A 15,467-nucleotide genomic window follows, 5' to 3' on the forward strand; every position below is an offset into this window, starting at 1 on the left:
GACTTTGTTGGAAAAGCCACGGCGGTCAATACGATGCTCGCGTTCTAGCGGTCTCACGGCTGCTTCCCGTCGGCTCGTTTCAGCATCGCAAATGCGCGACTGATCCGTTGCAGGGCCGTCGCGTTGGCCAGCACTGCGTACAACGCGAACCCGCCTGCCAGAATCCAGGGCGAAGCCGCGCCCATGGCAGTCGCGACTCCGTCGGCGGCGAGCAGCACGCAAATGAACACCAGACGTTCCATCCGCTCGAAGAAATCCGGCCAACCATGGTTTTCCACAGGGATTTCCAGCGCCGTCCGCGCCTTGGCGTAACTGGTGAGGATCCCGCCGGCGAACGCGAACATTGCGATCGCCCACAGATCGGCGACCCAGCCTATTGCCGCAAAGACGGCCAATTCCTGATAACGGTCGACGATAGCGTCGAAATAGCCACCGGCCTTGGTGCTCATATTTGTCCGGCGGGCGACCGCACCGTCCAGCGCGTCGAAGCTGAAGGCAAACGCCAGGCACAAGCCAAAGGCAAGACTTGAATGGTGATACGCGTAGGCGGCCGAAGACAAAGCCACGAGCACGAGCCCGCTGGCCGTAACCTGGTTCGGCGTCATGCCGATCCCGATCAGCGGAGAGGCGGCCTGCTCCCATAGCGGGTCGATGCGACTTTTCATGAGACCGGCGATCATGGCGGCTCCTCTGATGATGTCGTTTGACGGAGCTTTACCAGCAATTTGCGGGTTTGTTCCACCATCGCCACCGTTTCAGTTGGCCAATGCGGGCCGAGACCGGGCTCAGGAACGTTCTCAACTCGCCGCAAAAGCGATCTCGTTTGGCGAATGTGGCCGGCGGATTAAGATGCTCGCCAAGCTGACGGCGAAACAGAACTTCCGGTCGCAGCGACAGCTGCCCGACAGCATTTCACGGTTTGGGCGATGCCTTGTGACCGGTGTGCAAATCGAGCGGCGGTCTGGCGGCAACACCCGAACGATGTGACTATGATTGCTTGCGACCCGTCGGAAGCCGGCCGAAACGCGATGCATAAATTTCTACCCAAGTTCGCCTACCTGCTCGCGACCTCTGTCGGCGTGGGATTATCTCCAACATGGCCGGGCACGGCCGGCGCAATGGTTGGAGTGGCTGTTGCCGCGGCTCTGATACCCGCATCGCCTTGGCTGACGGTGCTTGCCTATGCGGCCCTGTTCGCCGTCGGCGTATGGGCGTCGTCGCATGTTATCTCCCATACCGGGACGGAGGACCCGCAAATCGTCGTCATCGATGAGACCTTCGGCGCCGCCGTGACACTTTCCATGCTGCCACTCGACCCACTCTGGTGGGCAACAGGCTTCCTTGCTTTCCGGTTTTTCGACGTCGTCAAGCCTTGGCCCATCCGTATCATGCATGACAAGGTAAGGGGTGGGGCCGGCATCATGCTGGACGACGCGGCCGCGGCTGTCGTCGCTGGGGCGTTGCTGCTCCTGCTGAACGAGTTGATTGATCATTTGCCGTAACGGCGACATTCGGGCTCCAATGCCAAAGGCCAGCACGATGGTCCATGCGAGTTTAGCGACACAAGGGGAGGACCGAAGCGGTTGGCGCGGCCCTACTCGGTGACAACGAGTAGGAAGGAGGCATGACGAGACGGGCAAACGGCTGAACATCGCCGGCATTCCCGGCGACGACATCGGCAAGGAAGTCGTGCCGGAAGACCGGAGGCATCCGCCCCTCACTGATGATGTTCGCACGCCTGCGTGCGGAAACCCAAGCCGTCAAGTATTTCGATCAGCATCTGTACAGGATCAGGCACACCGTGCGTTGACCGCCACGCGACAAACCCGTCCGGCCTGACCAAGGCGGCACCGCCGCTTTCAACCCCGAGCGCGGAAGGCCACCGATGGTCCAAATCAATCAGACCCCCATTGGCACCCAAGGCGTGGCAGGTCAGCGGCATGCGGAGGCGCTGGCTTACGGCGTCAGCGGCCTGACACCATGCGTCGTCGGCGCAGAGGAGAAGAGGGTCGCGATCGCACAAATCGAGACTCGAAATCCGTTGGCCGGCACGCCCGACCGCGAAATGCGGTAAACGCGTGCCAGGGCGGCCCGATAACTCCGTGGATTTTTGGAATGGGTGATCGTCCCGCATGGCTTCCTGAGCCACGACACCGGCAGCGTAGCGTTGGCCAAATACCACGTCGTAATCCTCGACGATCGCGACTGGGGGAGGCAATCGCTTCGACGGATCGTCGAACCATTTCTGAAGGCGGGCGAGCGCTTGCGCCAACGTAGCCTCGATGACCGGCCGGCGCTCCATGTCATAGCTATCCAGCAACGAGGGACCGGCATGCCCGCCTGTTACCATCGCAAGCTTCCAGGCAAGGTTATGGGCGTCGTGGATACCTGAATTGCCACCGAAAGCGCCTGTTGGGGGCATCACATGTGCGGCATCCCCCACAAGAAACGCGCGGCCTCGGCGGAATTGGCGCGCTGTCATCGCGGCCACTTCCCAGGAGCGCGCATCGACAAGCCTAGTCGTGATATCCGACCGGCCCGCACCTCGTATGATCAGTTCCCTGCACCTGGCTTCATCAAAATCCTGGGGTTTCTCGCCCTTTTCGGGAAAGTACTGGAGCGCCAGAAGCCATCGTCCACCCTCCCTGGGCGTGAAGGTCCCGTTGAGGTCCGTCACGAAGCACGACGTGAAACGCTTGCCGCCGATCGTCGGAGGCATGTCCGTGTCAAAGACGACATTTATCCAGTGCTGAAGGCCGCCTGCCCCGCTGCGGCTGATCTCCAACTCTCTCGCATCGAGCCGTTCGCACCGTCCGCGACGATCAGATAGTCGGCCGAGATGGCGTCCTTTGCGCCGGTCGCGATATCGCGAATTTCCGCGCGGACGACATTCTCATCCTGTTCGAAAGCCACCAGTTCCGTGCTGAAACGTATGTCTGCACCGTTCCGCTCGGCGTAGCGGCGCAGAATCGGTTCCAGGACGTGCTGATCACACGTCGCCGGTTGCGTGGGGCTGAGGGCACTTGCATCCGGCCACGCCGGTCCGCCCCATTGAATCTCGGGATCGGTGAGATTCCTGGCGCGCGCAATAGCGCCTGCCTGCTGGTCCCCCGTACGATTTGCACGAATCTCCTCCTCGAGGCCGAGGCTTCGAAAGATCTCCATGCTGCGCGGGGAAATGCCGGCAAATTTGTACTGGATTGACGTGTCGGGATGGCGCTCGACGAGGACGCACGGAATGTCGTTGTGAGCCAAAAGGGCGGCCGCCGTCAGACCGTTCAGGCCGCCCCCGACGACGAGAACCGTGGTGTTGGTCATCTCGGATCTCCTCTCATTGCTTTGATCACCAAACATTTTGATTGATCAAATCATATGATTGGTCCAAATATGTGTCAAGACACGAAGGAGCGTGGAATGGGACCGGGCCAAGATCGCTTGCAGCACGCCACCGAGGCCTGGCGCCTGATGTTTGATTTCCTGATGCGGTCCGCGCCGGACCGGTTGGCGATCCAGCAGAAATTGGGTCTGACGCCCAACGACTCGCGCGCCCTCTTCACCCTCGACAAAGATGCGGGCAAGCCGATCGGCGCATTGGCCGCTCAATGGCACTGCGACCCTTCGACGGCGACCTGGCTGGTCGACCGGTTGGAGCAGGCGGGGCTCGCCGAACGGGTTCCGTCGCCAAGCGATCGCCGTGTCAAACGTGTCAAGCTTACGGCCAAGGGTGTTGCAACCATTGAGGAATTGACAAGGGAATATCACAAACCCCCTGCGGAGATGCTTGCGCTTACACGCGCGGACCTGGATCAGCTGATCGGCCTGGTCAGAAAGTTACAGGCTGGCAAGTCCGTGGGTTGATTACATCCCGCGCGGCGTTGCTGCTGCTAAAAGAAGATCATTTGGACGTCCCAATGGCTATCAGTCTGGTTGTGCCTCGATCTTAAGCATCACACCTCTTCCAGTCTGCGCACGCGAGCTTTGACCCCATTGCCAATGGCATCTGCGACTTGCGAAGGGAAACCCTTTGGGAGCGATGCACAAACCAGTTCGATTGCCGCTAGCGCCCGTTGGCGCAGCTCGTCAAAGATCGCTGTGACGGGTTTTGGACCAATTCCTGCCTTGGCGGCGGTCTGGATGAAATGGCGCGGCATGACGCTATCGATAAGGTAGTGGCGTGCGTCGCCTATAGCCATCGCCAACTTCATTTTGTTGCGCCTGATCTGTCCCGCATCAAGGCTGGTCTGCGCTGAGATCACATCATATAACGGCGTCATGCGGAACCGGCCGCCGGGAGAAAGAAAGACGCTAAAATTCTTGGCATGTCCATCTGTGGCGCCGAGCAGCCAAAAGGCGACCACGGCCTTCAGAACCGCAGCTTGATCTAGCTCCGGTTGGTCGCTTCCCTTCATCAGACCAAGGATAGCCGGAACCCCAGGCCCGCCATCGGATTCGTATTTCAGCGACGGAGGCACAGACAGAGCCTGGCAGCAGTCTTCCTGGGGCAAGCGCAGGAGACGGTTGTCACTCGTCCATCGGCGATCGAAACGTTCGACTACGAGCACGCGATTGCCTTCGAATTCCTCGATTGCGGCGACGGCGCACGGGAGTCCCAGGGCGGCTGTCATCTTGAGGCAGAAAAATTCGTTTTCAACACTGAAGGAAAGGTCGATGCCATTTGGCAAGCGTCCAATCTGTGGCTTGAGGATGTGCGTTGTAGCAGTCGTCGCCAGCGGCTTGTACCAACGTCCTTTCCAGAACAAGAGCGCAGTCTTTTCCTGAGCGCCAGCGATCGAGATCCGGAAATCTTCATCCTCGCCCAGCCCGAGGGGGGCCGATGCCAGATCGCGGACGAGACGAGCAATTTCGATATCGTCAACGGGTTTGCCGTCGACAATACCGGCGGGGCCCGGCTCGACATCATCCGGCAGGAATTGCAGTGCGCCGACACAATCCCGTCCGACAGCGGCAAGCAAGTCGTAGGCGTCTATCCCTCGGGCATGAACACGCTCAGCCATACGGCGGCGAATCGGGATGCTGTCGGGCAGGAGATTGTCGAACACGGCAATGACGGGTGCACCGATATAGCGATCTTCACGTAGGGGCAGAGATAGCGAGACTGGTAGCGCATGCTCCCAGGCAAGCCAGGACGGATCATACTGAAAATCGATCGCGCCGCTGGATTGTCTATTCAGCCGCCCGACGAGACGGCTGTTCAAGAAGACGTTGAGCGGGAGGTGCCGCCGCGGACGAGCCATCAAAAGACGTCCTCGATCTCGGTCGACTTTGCTCTGGTCCGAGAGCGGACAACCAATTCAAGGTCGAGCGCTGCGAGAATGTCGCAAAGCGTTCCGAGCTGTGTCCCGGGCGCTCCATTCTCGACGGCCGAGATGGTCGCTTGGCGTAGCATCGTGTGCTCCCCGACAGTGGCCTGGTTCAGGCCGAGCTTGCGGCGCCGCCGGCGGATGGCATCTCCGAGTTGCTTAGGCGTTCGGGCGATTTGGTCCACAGCGTACCTCTCCAGCTATGAGATATACGCTCAGAAGATAGATTTCAATATGCGCTAGAGCGAATAAATTGGAAGATGCGCTCCACCGTATAACCCGCCTCCCTCCCGCGTGGCCCTCACAGCCATGCCTCGATTTTCAGCTAGGCTGCTGGCCGCCGGCCAAAGCAATGCGAGGATCCATGCGGGAAGTCCTCCGAACGCCTCTCCATTACGCGCAATGCTCGAGGCAAAATTAGGCCTATTGGGTCGGCAGTGGATCGATTGTTCACACAGATCGTGCGGCACTCACCCAATCGAGGCGTGCGGCAGGTACAAGGCCGTAATTGTAGAAATTGATGCCATCGACGCCCGCCGCCAGCGCCGGTTTCACTTTGGCGGCGAGAATGTCCGGGCCTGCCATTTCCGGATGGAACAGCCGGTAACCGGTCCCAAGGAATTTCTCTGCTCCGAGCGTGGCACGGCCAGTGGCCATCAGATCTGCGACATCGCTGGCCTGCATATCGTAGGCGCACAGGATCGCGCCGTCGCAAGCCTGGCCGAGAGCCGCCAGATCGCAGCCGCCCAACCAGCCGTCCTTCAGGTCAATGATGAGGACACGTGTGCCCGGATCGGCAACGTCGCGCAGCTCGGCAACCAAGCTGGTCACCGGCTCGAACCGCCACAGCAGAAAGTCGTATAATTCTGGCCAGGGCTGGAAGGTATCGAAGCTACCGTTCGGAAAGTCCGGAAAACGCGGTGCCGGAACGGCACGATCACAGGTCTCGACGATCCACCCTCTGACCAGTTTGCGCGCCGCCTCGCCGTCAATGCCGGCACAAGCGGCGCGGGCGAGGCAGGACGGGCAAAAGCACAGCGACAGAAGGAATTCATCTTCCGCGGTCAGCCCGACACCGTCTTTCTCGTGATGATATTCGTGGGCGAAGCTCATGAATGACGGGCTTTCGAGCTCGATTCTGTCCGGCTTGTAGGTGTGCGTAACGTCGGCGACCAGCGCGCGAACATAGGCGCGCGCATCCGGATGCGAGGGACAAAGGTTGTAATAATTGGGATCGCCGAAGGCATTTCGGGTAACCACCTGCGGATAAAGCATGCCGGCGCGGGTGTTGTGCAGGCACACCGTCCAGCACGAAACACCGAGCCCATTGGCGTCTCGTCTGCGGACGAGCTCGCCAAGCACGTCGCCTCCCTGCGAGATCACGTCCGCCACCTTGGGCTGAATTGCGAGGTCGGCCCATCGCGCGGCGGTTGGCTTGAAGTAGATCGTGCCGTCCTCCGGGAAATAGGCTTTGCGGCGCGGGCTGCGCGGCTGAAGGAAGCGTCCCGCATGATACGAGGCAGCAAGGCTGATCATGTTGAGTCCCGCGCGTTCGACCAGATCGCGTTCGACCATCTCGAAACCGAGATCCTGGACATCCCAGGGGTAGGTCCACATGGAAAGCTGCATAAGATATCCTCAGTTCTCCAGAGTGGCGCAGCAGCTAGACGCCGTGCGGTTTCCCTTTAGGTTTCTACGGGTTCGGCGACTTGCATGAGGCAGTCTCCTGCCTCGCACATTGTATGCAGCCGCCGCGAAAGCACGATGCCGTTTTCGGCAAAATGCAAGGCTTCCTCGGCAAGATCGAGCCTTTCGAGATCGTGATACCAGCCAGCCAATTGTCCGGCGTTCACGCTGTCGCCAACCCTCACGGCGGGTTCAAACCAGCCGCGGCGGGCGGCGTAGAGGCCCTGGCTATGCCGCGAAAGCGAAAGCAGTCGCGTCGGCATCGAATGCATTGACTCCGCGCCAACAACTGGCCCGTCGACCAGGCCTAGTGCAATCAGCAGATTGTCGATCGCGCGAGCGGTGATCGCCATCGTGTCGACCGTGGCGGTGCCGCCGCCCCCGAACTCACCGCTGACGCCGATGGCGCCGGCACGGCGCGCTGCACCCATGGAGGTCGGCGAGGCCTGGCCATTGTCGGCCACGAACCCATAGGGCATGCAGAGCGCCCGCATCAGCTCCACCCCGCGCCTGTGGCGCTCGGGATCGGCATTGCGCTCGACGAGTGCAGTCGGCAGATGTTCCATCGAAGTGCCCCCCGAATGAATGTCGAAGACGATGTCGTGTCGGGGGAACAGGTCTGTCTCGAGAAAGTTGGCGAGCCGGCTTGTCGGCGTGCCCGACGGATCTCCGGGAAAGGCGCGATTGAGATTGCCGCCATCGAGCGGCGAGCAGCGTTTGGCGGCCATCACCGCCGGCACATTGGCCATCGGCAGGATGGTGACGCGGCCCCTGACTCGCGCTGGATCGAGCCGGCGGACCAGCTTTGCCAAGCACAGCTCGCCTTCATATTCATCGCCGTGATTACCGGCCATAAGAAGCAGCGACGTACCCTCACCATTGCGCATGAGGCAGATCGGGACCTTGATTTGGAAATATGGCGAACGGTCTATCGAGAACGGGATGCTCAGATGGCTGAGCGTCTTGCCGTCCCGATCGAAATCGAGCGAATGGCTGATGCCGGTGTGCATGGCGGCGGTTCACACAGCCGCGACGGCGGTGACCTCAATGCGGAGGTCAGGATCAGCGAGACGCGCCTCGACGCAGGCACGCGCCGGCAGACGGGCGGAATCCACCCAGGCATCGTAGATACTGTTCATGGCGTCGAAATCGCCAATCTGTGGCAGGAAGATGTTGACCGCCACGAGCTTCGACTTGCTGCTGCCGGCCTCGACCAGGAGCGCCTCGATCTTGGAGAGTACCTCGCTCGTCTGACCCTCGATGCCGGCCTTGCGATCGTCTGCGACCTGGCCCGCTATGTGCACGAGGCCGCCATAGACGACCGCCTGCGACATGCGGGAGCCGGATTGCAAGTACTTGATCATATCGGATCCTTTCGTTCTTTTTTGGAAAGCGCGACGATGGTCAGCCGAAATAGGTGGGAAAGGCGTGGCTGACATATCCGGCCGCGTCGACGCCGAAGATCACGCGATAGCGATCAAGGCAGGTGCAGGGATGGGAGATGCCGAATTCAACGGTGTCGCCGACGGCAATGTCGTCGCCCGACGCAATTGTCAGGAAGGCGTGCTGGTCGTTGAGCTTGAAGACCTCGGCACGCGCTATCGGCAGCTGCTTGCCGGCACGAAAGATGGTCAGGACCATTGGAAAGCCCTGGTCGAACGACACGTCGCGCATGCCCATGCCGCAGATCGCAAGGCCGGGCTCCGGCCGCGACAGTACCTCGGCCCATAGGCGCAAAGCCGGACGGAACGAATTTCGTGCGGACGCATTGAAGCCGCCGACTGCAAAACCCTCGCGTGCGTCGAGTGTGCCGAGCGAGCGGTCGTAGACGCCATGGTCGTGGAAGAAGATGGCGCCGCTGCGCAGCACCAGCGTCGCGCTGCTGTCCCTAGAAACGAGAGGCGAAAGCGCTGCGACCACTTTGTCGAAGTAGACCGAGCCGCCTGCCGTGACAATCAGCGGGGTGTCGCCGCCGACGCGGGCGCGGAGCCGCAGGAACATGTCGGCTGTCATTGTCAGCAGGGCGGATATCGCCTCATCGGTGCGGTCAGGATCGGGCTGCGCCGCGACACCTTCATAGGTTGCGACGCCGGCGATCAGCAGTCGGCCGCCGGCTGCTACAATCGCGTCGGCAATCGCCTCGGCTTCGCCGGTGGTCCGGGCGCCTGCCCTGCCCGCACCAAGTTCGACGAGCACGCGCAATGGCGGCAGCGTCGCATTGGCCCGCCAGGCTTCGGCAAGCGCATTCACGGCGGCGATCGAGTCGGCGAAAACGTAGAACTCAGCGCTTGGCCAGGCGCTGACAAGAACCGCAAGCCGGTTCGCACCACCTGGTCCGCCGACCTCATTGGCGATGATCAGCCGACAGAGTCCGGCTCTGAGCATCACCGTGGCCTGCCTTATGTCGGCGACGGTCGTGCCCCATGCTCCGGCCTCGATCAGGGACCGGGCAAGATCAGGCGCCATCGGGGTCTTGGCATGCGGGGCGATCACGGCGCCCTGCTCTCGCGCATAGCGCAGGAACAGGTCACGATTGGCGATGAAGGCCCCCTCGTCGACGGTCAACACCGGCAACGACATACGCCCATCCGCTGGATGCCAGCGCTCAGATGCGACAAGGCTGCTGTCCAAGCCGAGGGTGCCAGGCGGCACGCCGCGGATACGGTCATCGAGCAGGAAATTTTCTCGGGTCGCCAGCGACAGTACGGGTGAGCTTTCGGTCATCCGATGCTAGTCCTTCCTTTACAGGATGAAGTCCGGATCGATTTCCGATTCCGGCCACACCATGAGAGAGATGCGTGCCAACACCTTACCGCGGACCGATCATCGATGCCCACCATCACCTTTGGGATCTCGGCCTCAGCCGGCACCCCTGGCTCGCCACAACGGCTGGCGAACGCGGCGGTCTGGGGGAGCTTGGCCGCTTGCGGCGAAACTACCTTCCTGAAGATTATTTGCGCGACGCCGGCCGGCACAATGTCGTCGCAACCGTCCATGTCGAAGCCGGCTGGACCGGGGATGACTGCGTCGGCGAAACGCGGTGGCTTGAAACGCTCGACAAGTCGCGCGGCGTGGCCGCCCGTTATGTTGTTCACATACCGCTGGCGAGCCGCCAAGCGCCGGCGCTGGTCGAGGCGCAGGCGGCATTCGACCGTGTCGTCGGTGTGCGCGACATACTGAGCTGGGATCCGGATCCTGCCCGCCGTTTTGCTGCCCGTGACGGCATCATGGACGATCAGGCCTGGCGTGCCGGCCTGTCCCTGCTTGGGCGCCACCGGCTGGTTTTCGACCTGATGGTGTTTCCGCGCCAGCTCGCCGGTGCGGCGCGCCTCGCAGCGGCCTTTCCGGACCAACTCTTTGTTCTCAACCACTGCGGCAGCCCGATCGATCGCGATGCAGACGGGATGCGGGTGTGGCGCGAAGGGCTGCGGCTTTTGTCGGAGTGCGACAACGCTGCCATCAAGATATCGGATCTGGTCGCCTACGATCATGATTGGACACTCGACAGCCTGAAGCCGGTTGTCATGCATTGCATCGACTGTTTCGGTACGCAGCGAGCGATGTTCGGCAGTGACTTCCCAGTCGCCGGCCTGCATGCGTCATTCGATGCAGTATATGACAGCTTCAAAGCCATTGCAGGAGAGCTTTCCGCGGACGAGCAAACGGCGCTGTTCTTCGGCAACGCAAGGCGTATCTACCGGCTGCACGATATTTCATCGGCGGGCCTGCTCCCTGCCTGAGAGAAGCAGCAGCCCCAGAATCAGCGACCCGAACAGGATACTGCGCCAGCCGGGCGATGCGTTGACGACGGTGATCAGCGCCGTGATCGTGACCAGCAGGATCGCGCCGGGGATAGTACCGGCATAGGTGCCGAGCCCGCCCAGTATCGAGGTGCCGCCGAGCACCACGGCGGCAATCGACGCGAGGAGATAGGGATCTCCGATCCCGACATAGCCTTGGCCGTTCATGCCGAGGACCAACACACCGGCAAGTCCCGAACAGAAGCCGCTGATGCCGTAGACGGCGAGCGTGGTCGAGGCGACGGAAACTCCGGACAGCGCCGCGGCAAGCGGATTGGCGCCCATCGCGAAAATCCGGGCGCCGAGGGATGTCGCATGCATCGTGGTCAGAACGATCACGGAAATGACCACCCACAAAAGCACGCCTGCCGGAATACCGGCTGGCCGCGCATTGCCGAGCCAGCTGACCAGCGGGTTCTCGGCGGTCACGGCGCTGCCGCCGGCGATGATGATCAGGAGGCCCTGCAGGAATGTCGCCATCGCCAGTGTCATGATCATTGGATGAACGCGCAACAGCGCCACGCCCAGCCCGTTTACGAGACCTATCGCGGTCGTCAACGCAAGTACTGCAAGAACGGCTGTGAGCCCGGTCGGATCCGCCTGCAATGAGAGCAGCGGGAGGCTGACGGCACTGACCGTGACGATCGCCGCGACGGAAAGGTCAATGCCGCCGGCAATCACCACGAAGGTCTGGCCCGCCGCGACCAGGCCGATCACCGCGCCCAACTCGACCAAATAGCGCAAATGACCATAAGCGCCGAAGCCACGTGAAGCGAAGCTCGCCGCGATCCACACCGCGGCAACGATAGCGACCGTGAGGAAGGGCCGGCTGCGCAGGATCGTCAACGCCCGCCCGCCGCGCGCGCTCTCTTTCCGTGCTGTCATTGCTGCACCTTGCGGAATTGCGGGATGGCGACCGCCCCGATGATGATGAGGCCTTGGGCGACATACTGAGCAACTGGCGTGAAGCCGAGGAAGAACATGACACTGATCATCAGGCTGAGCAGCAGGCTGCCGGCAAGCGCGCCGCGCATCGTGCCCTGGCCGCCGAGGAAGCCGATTCCGCCGAGCACCGCGGCGGCAATGGAATTCAGCGTGAAGGCTGTGCCTATGACCGGGTCGCCCGAACCCGTTTGCGCGGCGACGAACAGGCCGGCGCCTGTGCAAAGCAGACCGCTGATCGCATAGGCCGCGATCCGCGCGCCGTCGACCGGCACGCCGGAGCGATAGGCGCCGACCGGATTCTCACCGGCGGCATAGAGGCTCAACCCAAGCGGGGTGGCGAGATAGAGTTTCCACAAAAGCACGACGAGCACCAGCAACACGAATGCCGCCGGCGTGTTGCCGGCAAGCAGGTCCGACAGCCACTCCGGAATGGCGCCGCCCGGCCTCGGCAGGATGAGCAACGCAGCACCGCCGATGATGAAGGAGCCGGCGAGCGTCACCACGATGGCCGGCAACCGAAGTTTCACGACGATGAACCCCGTCGCGGCACCGATGCCGATACCGGTCAGCGCCACCACGGCGGTGCCGCCGGCTACGCCCAGCGGCCCGATCATCGTCGTCGCGGCGATTACCGCGCCGAGACTGACCATTGCGCCGATTGCCAAGCTGATGCCGCCGGTGAGCATGAGGATCGCCTGGGCCATCGCGACCAGCGCCAGCGGAAACCAGCTCTGGGTGAATTTGGCGAAGCCGGACGCCGTCAAGAGGCCGGGGAACAACACGCCGTAGGCAACGAGGAACGCCAGAACCACGGCAAACAGGCTGCGCACGCCAACATTTCGGCGCAGCTGAACTCGCCAGTAGAGGGCGCCGGCTTGGCTTGAGGATACAACCGTGCTCATGCCGCAACTTTCTGCTGTTCGGCGCCCATTGCGGCGGAGACGATGACTTCCTCGCTCAGTGCCTCGCGCTCGAGCATGGCCTTGATGCGACCTTCTCGGACCACGGCGACGCGGTCGCAAAGGTGCACCAGTTCGGGTGTGTCGGAACTGAGCAGGACGATCGCCTTGCCGGCGGCAGCGAGATTGCGAAGCATCATGTAGATCTCACGCTTGGTCTCGACATCGACGCCGCGCGTCGGATCGTTGAGGAGAAGCACAAGCGGATCGTGTGGCATCCATTTCGCCAGCGCGACTTTCTGCTGGTTGCCACCTGAGAGTGCCTGCGCCGGGCGATCGAGGTCGCCCTTGATGGCAAGCTGGGCGGCGAGTCCCCTCGCCAAATCGCGCTCGGCACGCCGGCTGCGCAGCTTCAACGCCGGCAGCCTTGCGAAGGCTGGTAGCATCATGTTGGTGATGATGGGATGGATCAAGTGCAGGCCTTCGCGCTTGCGGTCGGCCGGGACATAGGCGAGGCCGAGCGCATTGGCTTTCGGCACGCCGCCCGGCAGACCCGAAGCAGCGTTTACGGTCGCGGATGCCGACCTAGCCGGGATCGCGCCGTAGAGGCCAAGCAGCAGATCTTCCTGCCCCTGCCCGACCAGGCCGCCGATCCCAAGCACCTCGCCTGTCCTGATGTCGAGATCGACGTCGCGCATCAGGCCGGCCGAAAAATTACGAACCGAGATGGCGTTGGCTGGCGATGGCGAAGGCTGCCATCGTGGAAAGAGATCGCCGGGGTCGCGGCCGACCATCAGCCGCACCAGCCCGGCGGCATCAGTTTCTTCCAGCGAGCGGTCCGCCGTGCAGGCGCCGTCCTTCAGTACGGTGACATGCTGGCACAGTGTCATCACTTCGTTCAGCCGGTGTGAGATGTAGAGAATGGCGATGCCCTCGGCCCGAAGCCTTTCCAGCAAGTCCGTGAGGGTTTTTGTCTCGGTTGCCGATAGCGATGAGGTGGGTTCGTCGAGAATGAGCACGCGCGGCCGCCGGTAGAGCGCCTTGGCGATCTCCACCATCTGACGCCGGCCGAGTGACAGATGCCCCACCGGCGTAGACAGCGGTTCGCGAAGGCCGACAAGATCACATGCGGCCCTGGCCCGTGCGGCAAGTTCCGTGTAATCGACCAAGCCGAATCTCTTGGGATAGGCGCCGAGCCCGATATTTTCGGCGATCGAGAGGCTGGCCGTCAGGCTGAGTTCCTGTTGGACAACGGCGATCCCGGCATGCCGCGCATGAGCGGGGCTCATGCGCGATACCGGGCGTCCATCAACCTCGATCGCCCCGCCGTCCGGGCGCAGGGCGCCGGATAAAAGGTTGATCAGCGTCGACTTCCCCGCGCCGTTCTCGCCGAGCAGCGCATGCACGCGGCCCGGCTGCAGAGCGATGGAAACGTTGCGCAGGACGGGGTTGCCGAAGAAGGACTTCGACACCCCCCGCGCGGCGAGAAGCGTAGCCGTGGTTGTCAATGTTGCAACCCTTCAGGCTTATTTCTGGGCCAGCAGCTTCTTGAACAGATCCTCATCGAACGGCGAATAGATGTAACCGTCAGCCGGGAAATCCTTAGCCCGGGCGAGATATTCGTCGACGTTGGAATTGTCGATCACGGGCAGCGGGATCTTGACGAAAGCCGGCACATCCTTGCCGTCCAGCGCCTGTACGGCGGTGTAGGTGGCGAAAGCGCCGAGCCAGTTCGGCTGCATCGTCGCCCAGCTCTTCAAGCCCTTTTCCTTCCACAGTTCGAGGAACTGGCGCGCATTCTCGCCGGTGATCGGCACCTGGTCGCGACCCTGCTTGTCGAGCGCGAGCACGGCACCCGCCGACAGAGCGCCGCCGAGCGACAGGATGCCGTCGATTTCGGGATTGGCGAAAAGCAGACTGGTGACCGCTTCCTGGGCGGGCGCGACATTGTAGGGCGTGTTCGTTTCGGCAAGCACTTTCACATCGGGATGAGCCTTAAGCTCGGCATCGGCGCCTTTGCGCCGGTCGTCACTGACCGAAACGCCGGCTGGGCCATTGAGGATCAGAATTTTGCCCTTGCCTCCGATGGCGTCGATCAGGAACTTGGCCGCCTGATCGCCCCACTGTGAGGAATCGGTGTTGACCTTGGCGGTCACCTGGTCGGTGTCGACGAGGCTGTCGAAATTGATGATCGCGATGCCTTTGGCGCAGGCGTCCGCCAGCACGCGCGCCGGCGCGGTCGACGAGCCAGCGATCAGGATGATGGCATCGACATCGGAATCGATCATCGACTGGATCTGCTGAATCTGGACGTTGGCGTCGCCTTGGGCGTCGGTCACGACGAGCTTGTCGACCAAGCCTTGCTTCTTCAAAGTTTCGACTTCGGCTTCGATCGTGCCCTGTGTCTGCTTCATCCAGGTCGGAACTGAATAGATGTTGGCCCAGCCGATCGTATACGGCGCCTTGCGGTCGCCCTTGATGCATTTAGCGGCGGCGTTGGCCTGCGAACCGGCGCCAACGCTGAGGAGAAGACCGAGGCAAAGGGCGCTGGCGGATGCGAAAAACGATGATTTGGTCATGATTGTTCCCTTCTGAGGTTATGCCTGGACGTGCGGGGTCGAGACGAGAAAACCCGCCGGTTGCCGCATCTCGGAAACCGCCCTTTTTCTCGTCAGGACTCTCTGCGCCTGGCTCTTTATTGTCCGATATTCCAGACAAGAGGCCTGTATATCGGACAGATGGGATGCTAGACTGAGCCTTGACATCTTTCAAGCGTCTTGAGACGAGGGCCGAAATGATTTTGCGCGGGGTGCGGC

Annotated in this window: 16 protein-coding genes and 1 pseudogene; 4 read left to right on the forward strand and 13 right to left on the reverse strand. The window is 62.0% G+C overall.

Features of this window, described 5'->3' with window-relative positions:
- Window positions 1-53 precede the first annotated feature (53 nt).
- Entirely contained in the window at window positions 54-680 is a 627-nt protein-coding gene (locus NKH89_RS22995) for a CDP-alcohol phosphatidyltransferase family protein (RefSeq protein WP_051409644.1), read from the reverse strand.
- Window positions 681-693: 13 nt separating this feature from the next.
- On the opposite strand from NKH89_RS22995, the gene NKH89_RS23000 reads away from it, so the two are divergent.
- Both NKH89_RS23000 and NKH89_RS23005 read left to right on the forward strand, forming a co-directional pair.
- Window positions 694-987 carry a hypothetical protein gene (locus NKH89_RS23000; RefSeq protein ID WP_352850207.1) on the forward strand — a complete coding sequence of 98 codons (294 nt, stop codon included), beginning with the start codon at window positions 694-696 and terminating at the stop codon, window positions 985-987.
- Between the two features lie 41 nt (window positions 988-1,028).
- Complete coding sequence (locus tag NKH89_RS23005) at window positions 1,029-1,502, forward strand: phosphatidylglycerophosphatase A family protein (protein ID WP_031193801.1); 474 nt, start codon at window positions 1,029-1,031, stop codon at window positions 1,500-1,502.
- A gap of 215 nt (window positions 1,503-1,717) precedes the next feature.
- Here NKH89_RS23005 and NKH89_RS23010 read toward each other — a convergent pair whose 3' ends face one another.
- Both NKH89_RS23010 and NKH89_RS23015 read right to left on the reverse strand, forming a co-directional pair.
- Window positions 1,718-2,350 carry an aromatic-ring hydroxylase C-terminal domain-containing protein gene (locus NKH89_RS23010; protein WP_352910072.1) on the reverse strand — a complete coding sequence of 211 codons (633 nt, stop codon included), beginning with the start codon at window positions 2,348-2,350 and terminating at the stop codon, window positions 1,718-1,720.
- Window positions 2,324-3,354 (reverse strand): annotated as a pseudogene (locus tag NKH89_RS23015) (FAD-dependent monooxygenase); the annotation flags it as partial. The pseudogene NKH89_RS23015 and the gene NKH89_RS23010, both read right to left, overlap by 27 nt.
- 60 nt (window positions 3,355-3,414) lie before the next feature.
- Between NKH89_RS23015 and NKH89_RS23020 the strand changes: the two are divergent.
- The gene (locus tag NKH89_RS23020; protein ID WP_031193803.1) at window positions 3,415-3,858 is read left to right on the forward strand and encodes a MarR family winged helix-turn-helix transcriptional regulator; all 444 of its coding nucleotides are present in this window, start codon (window positions 3,415-3,417) and stop codon (window positions 3,856-3,858) included.
- A gap of 89 nt (window positions 3,859-3,947) precedes the next feature.
- On the opposite strand, the gene NKH89_RS23025 is transcribed toward NKH89_RS23020, so the two are convergent.
- From NKH89_RS23025 to NKH89_RS23050, 6 genes are all read right to left on the reverse strand, one after another.
- Complete coding sequence (locus NKH89_RS23025) at window positions 3,948-5,255, reverse strand: type II toxin-antitoxin system HipA family toxin (protein WP_023718463.1); 1,308 nt, start codon at window positions 5,253-5,255, stop codon at window positions 3,948-3,950.
- Window positions 5,255-5,506 (reverse strand): helix-turn-helix domain-containing protein, encoded by a 252-nt coding sequence (locus NKH89_RS23030; protein WP_023718464.1) that lies wholly within the window; start codon window positions 5,504-5,506, stop codon window positions 5,255-5,257. The genes NKH89_RS23025 and NKH89_RS23030 overlap by 1 nt, the downstream gene beginning before the upstream one ends.
- 265 nt (window positions 5,507-5,771) lie before the next feature.
- The gene (locus NKH89_RS23035; protein WP_352910032.1) at window positions 5,772-6,950 is read right to left on the reverse strand and encodes a hypothetical protein; all 1,179 of its coding nucleotides are present in this window, start codon (window positions 6,948-6,950) and stop codon (window positions 5,772-5,774) included.
- A gap of 56 nt (window positions 6,951-7,006) precedes the next feature.
- Complete coding sequence (locus NKH89_RS23040; RefSeq protein WP_352910034.1) at window positions 7,007-8,017, reverse strand: succinylglutamate desuccinylase/aspartoacylase family protein; 1,011 nt, start codon at window positions 8,015-8,017, stop codon at window positions 7,007-7,009.
- Window positions 8,018-8,026: 9 nt separating this feature from the next.
- Entirely contained in the window at window positions 8,027-8,371 is a 345-nt protein-coding gene (locus NKH89_RS23045; RefSeq protein WP_352588801.1) for a RidA family protein, read from the reverse strand.
- Window positions 8,372-8,411: 40 nt separating this feature from the next.
- Window positions 8,412-9,731: an alanine racemase gene (locus NKH89_RS23050; RefSeq protein ID WP_352910036.1), complete on the reverse strand. Its 1,320-nt coding sequence runs from the start codon at window positions 9,729-9,731 to the stop codon at window positions 8,412-8,414.
- Window positions 9,732-9,805: 74 nt separating this feature from the next.
- Between NKH89_RS23050 and NKH89_RS23055 the strand changes: the two genes are divergently transcribed.
- Entirely contained in the window at window positions 9,806-10,747 is a 942-nt protein-coding gene (locus NKH89_RS23055; RefSeq protein ID WP_352910039.1) for an amidohydrolase family protein, read from the forward strand.
- Here NKH89_RS23055 and NKH89_RS23060 read toward each other — a convergent pair.
- From NKH89_RS23060 to NKH89_RS23075, 4 genes are read right to left on the reverse strand one after another with little or no spacing between them, the layout of a single operon-like run.
- Window positions 10,721-11,692, reverse strand: a complete 972-nt coding sequence (locus NKH89_RS23060; RefSeq protein WP_156948048.1) for an ABC transporter permease — start codon at window positions 11,690-11,692, stop codon at window positions 10,721-10,723. The genes NKH89_RS23055 and NKH89_RS23060 overlap by 27 nt on opposite strands.
- Window positions 11,689-12,654: an ABC transporter permease gene (locus tag NKH89_RS23065; RefSeq protein ID WP_023718471.1), complete on the reverse strand. Its 966-nt coding sequence runs from the start codon at window positions 12,652-12,654 to the stop codon at window positions 11,689-11,691. The genes NKH89_RS23060 and NKH89_RS23065 overlap by 4 nt, the downstream gene beginning before the upstream one ends.
- A complete protein-coding gene (locus tag NKH89_RS23070; protein ID WP_023718472.1) occupies window positions 12,651-14,159 on the reverse strand; it encodes a sugar ABC transporter ATP-binding protein in 1,509 nt (502 codons plus the stop codon). Before NKH89_RS23070 ends, NKH89_RS23065 begins: the two co-directional genes overlap by 4 nt.
- A gap of 18 nt (window positions 14,160-14,177) precedes the next feature.
- Window positions 14,178-15,230, reverse strand: coding sequence for a substrate-binding domain-containing protein (locus NKH89_RS23075; RefSeq protein WP_031193806.1), 1,053 nt, complete (start codon window positions 15,228-15,230; stop codon window positions 14,178-14,180).
- Window positions 15,231-15,467 lie beyond the last annotated feature (237 nt).

Origin of the sequence: Mesorhizobium sp. M0923 (assembly GCF_040319365.1) — a bacterium.
GTDB lineage: Bacteria > Pseudomonadota > Alphaproteobacteria > Rhizobiales > Rhizobiaceae > Mesorhizobium.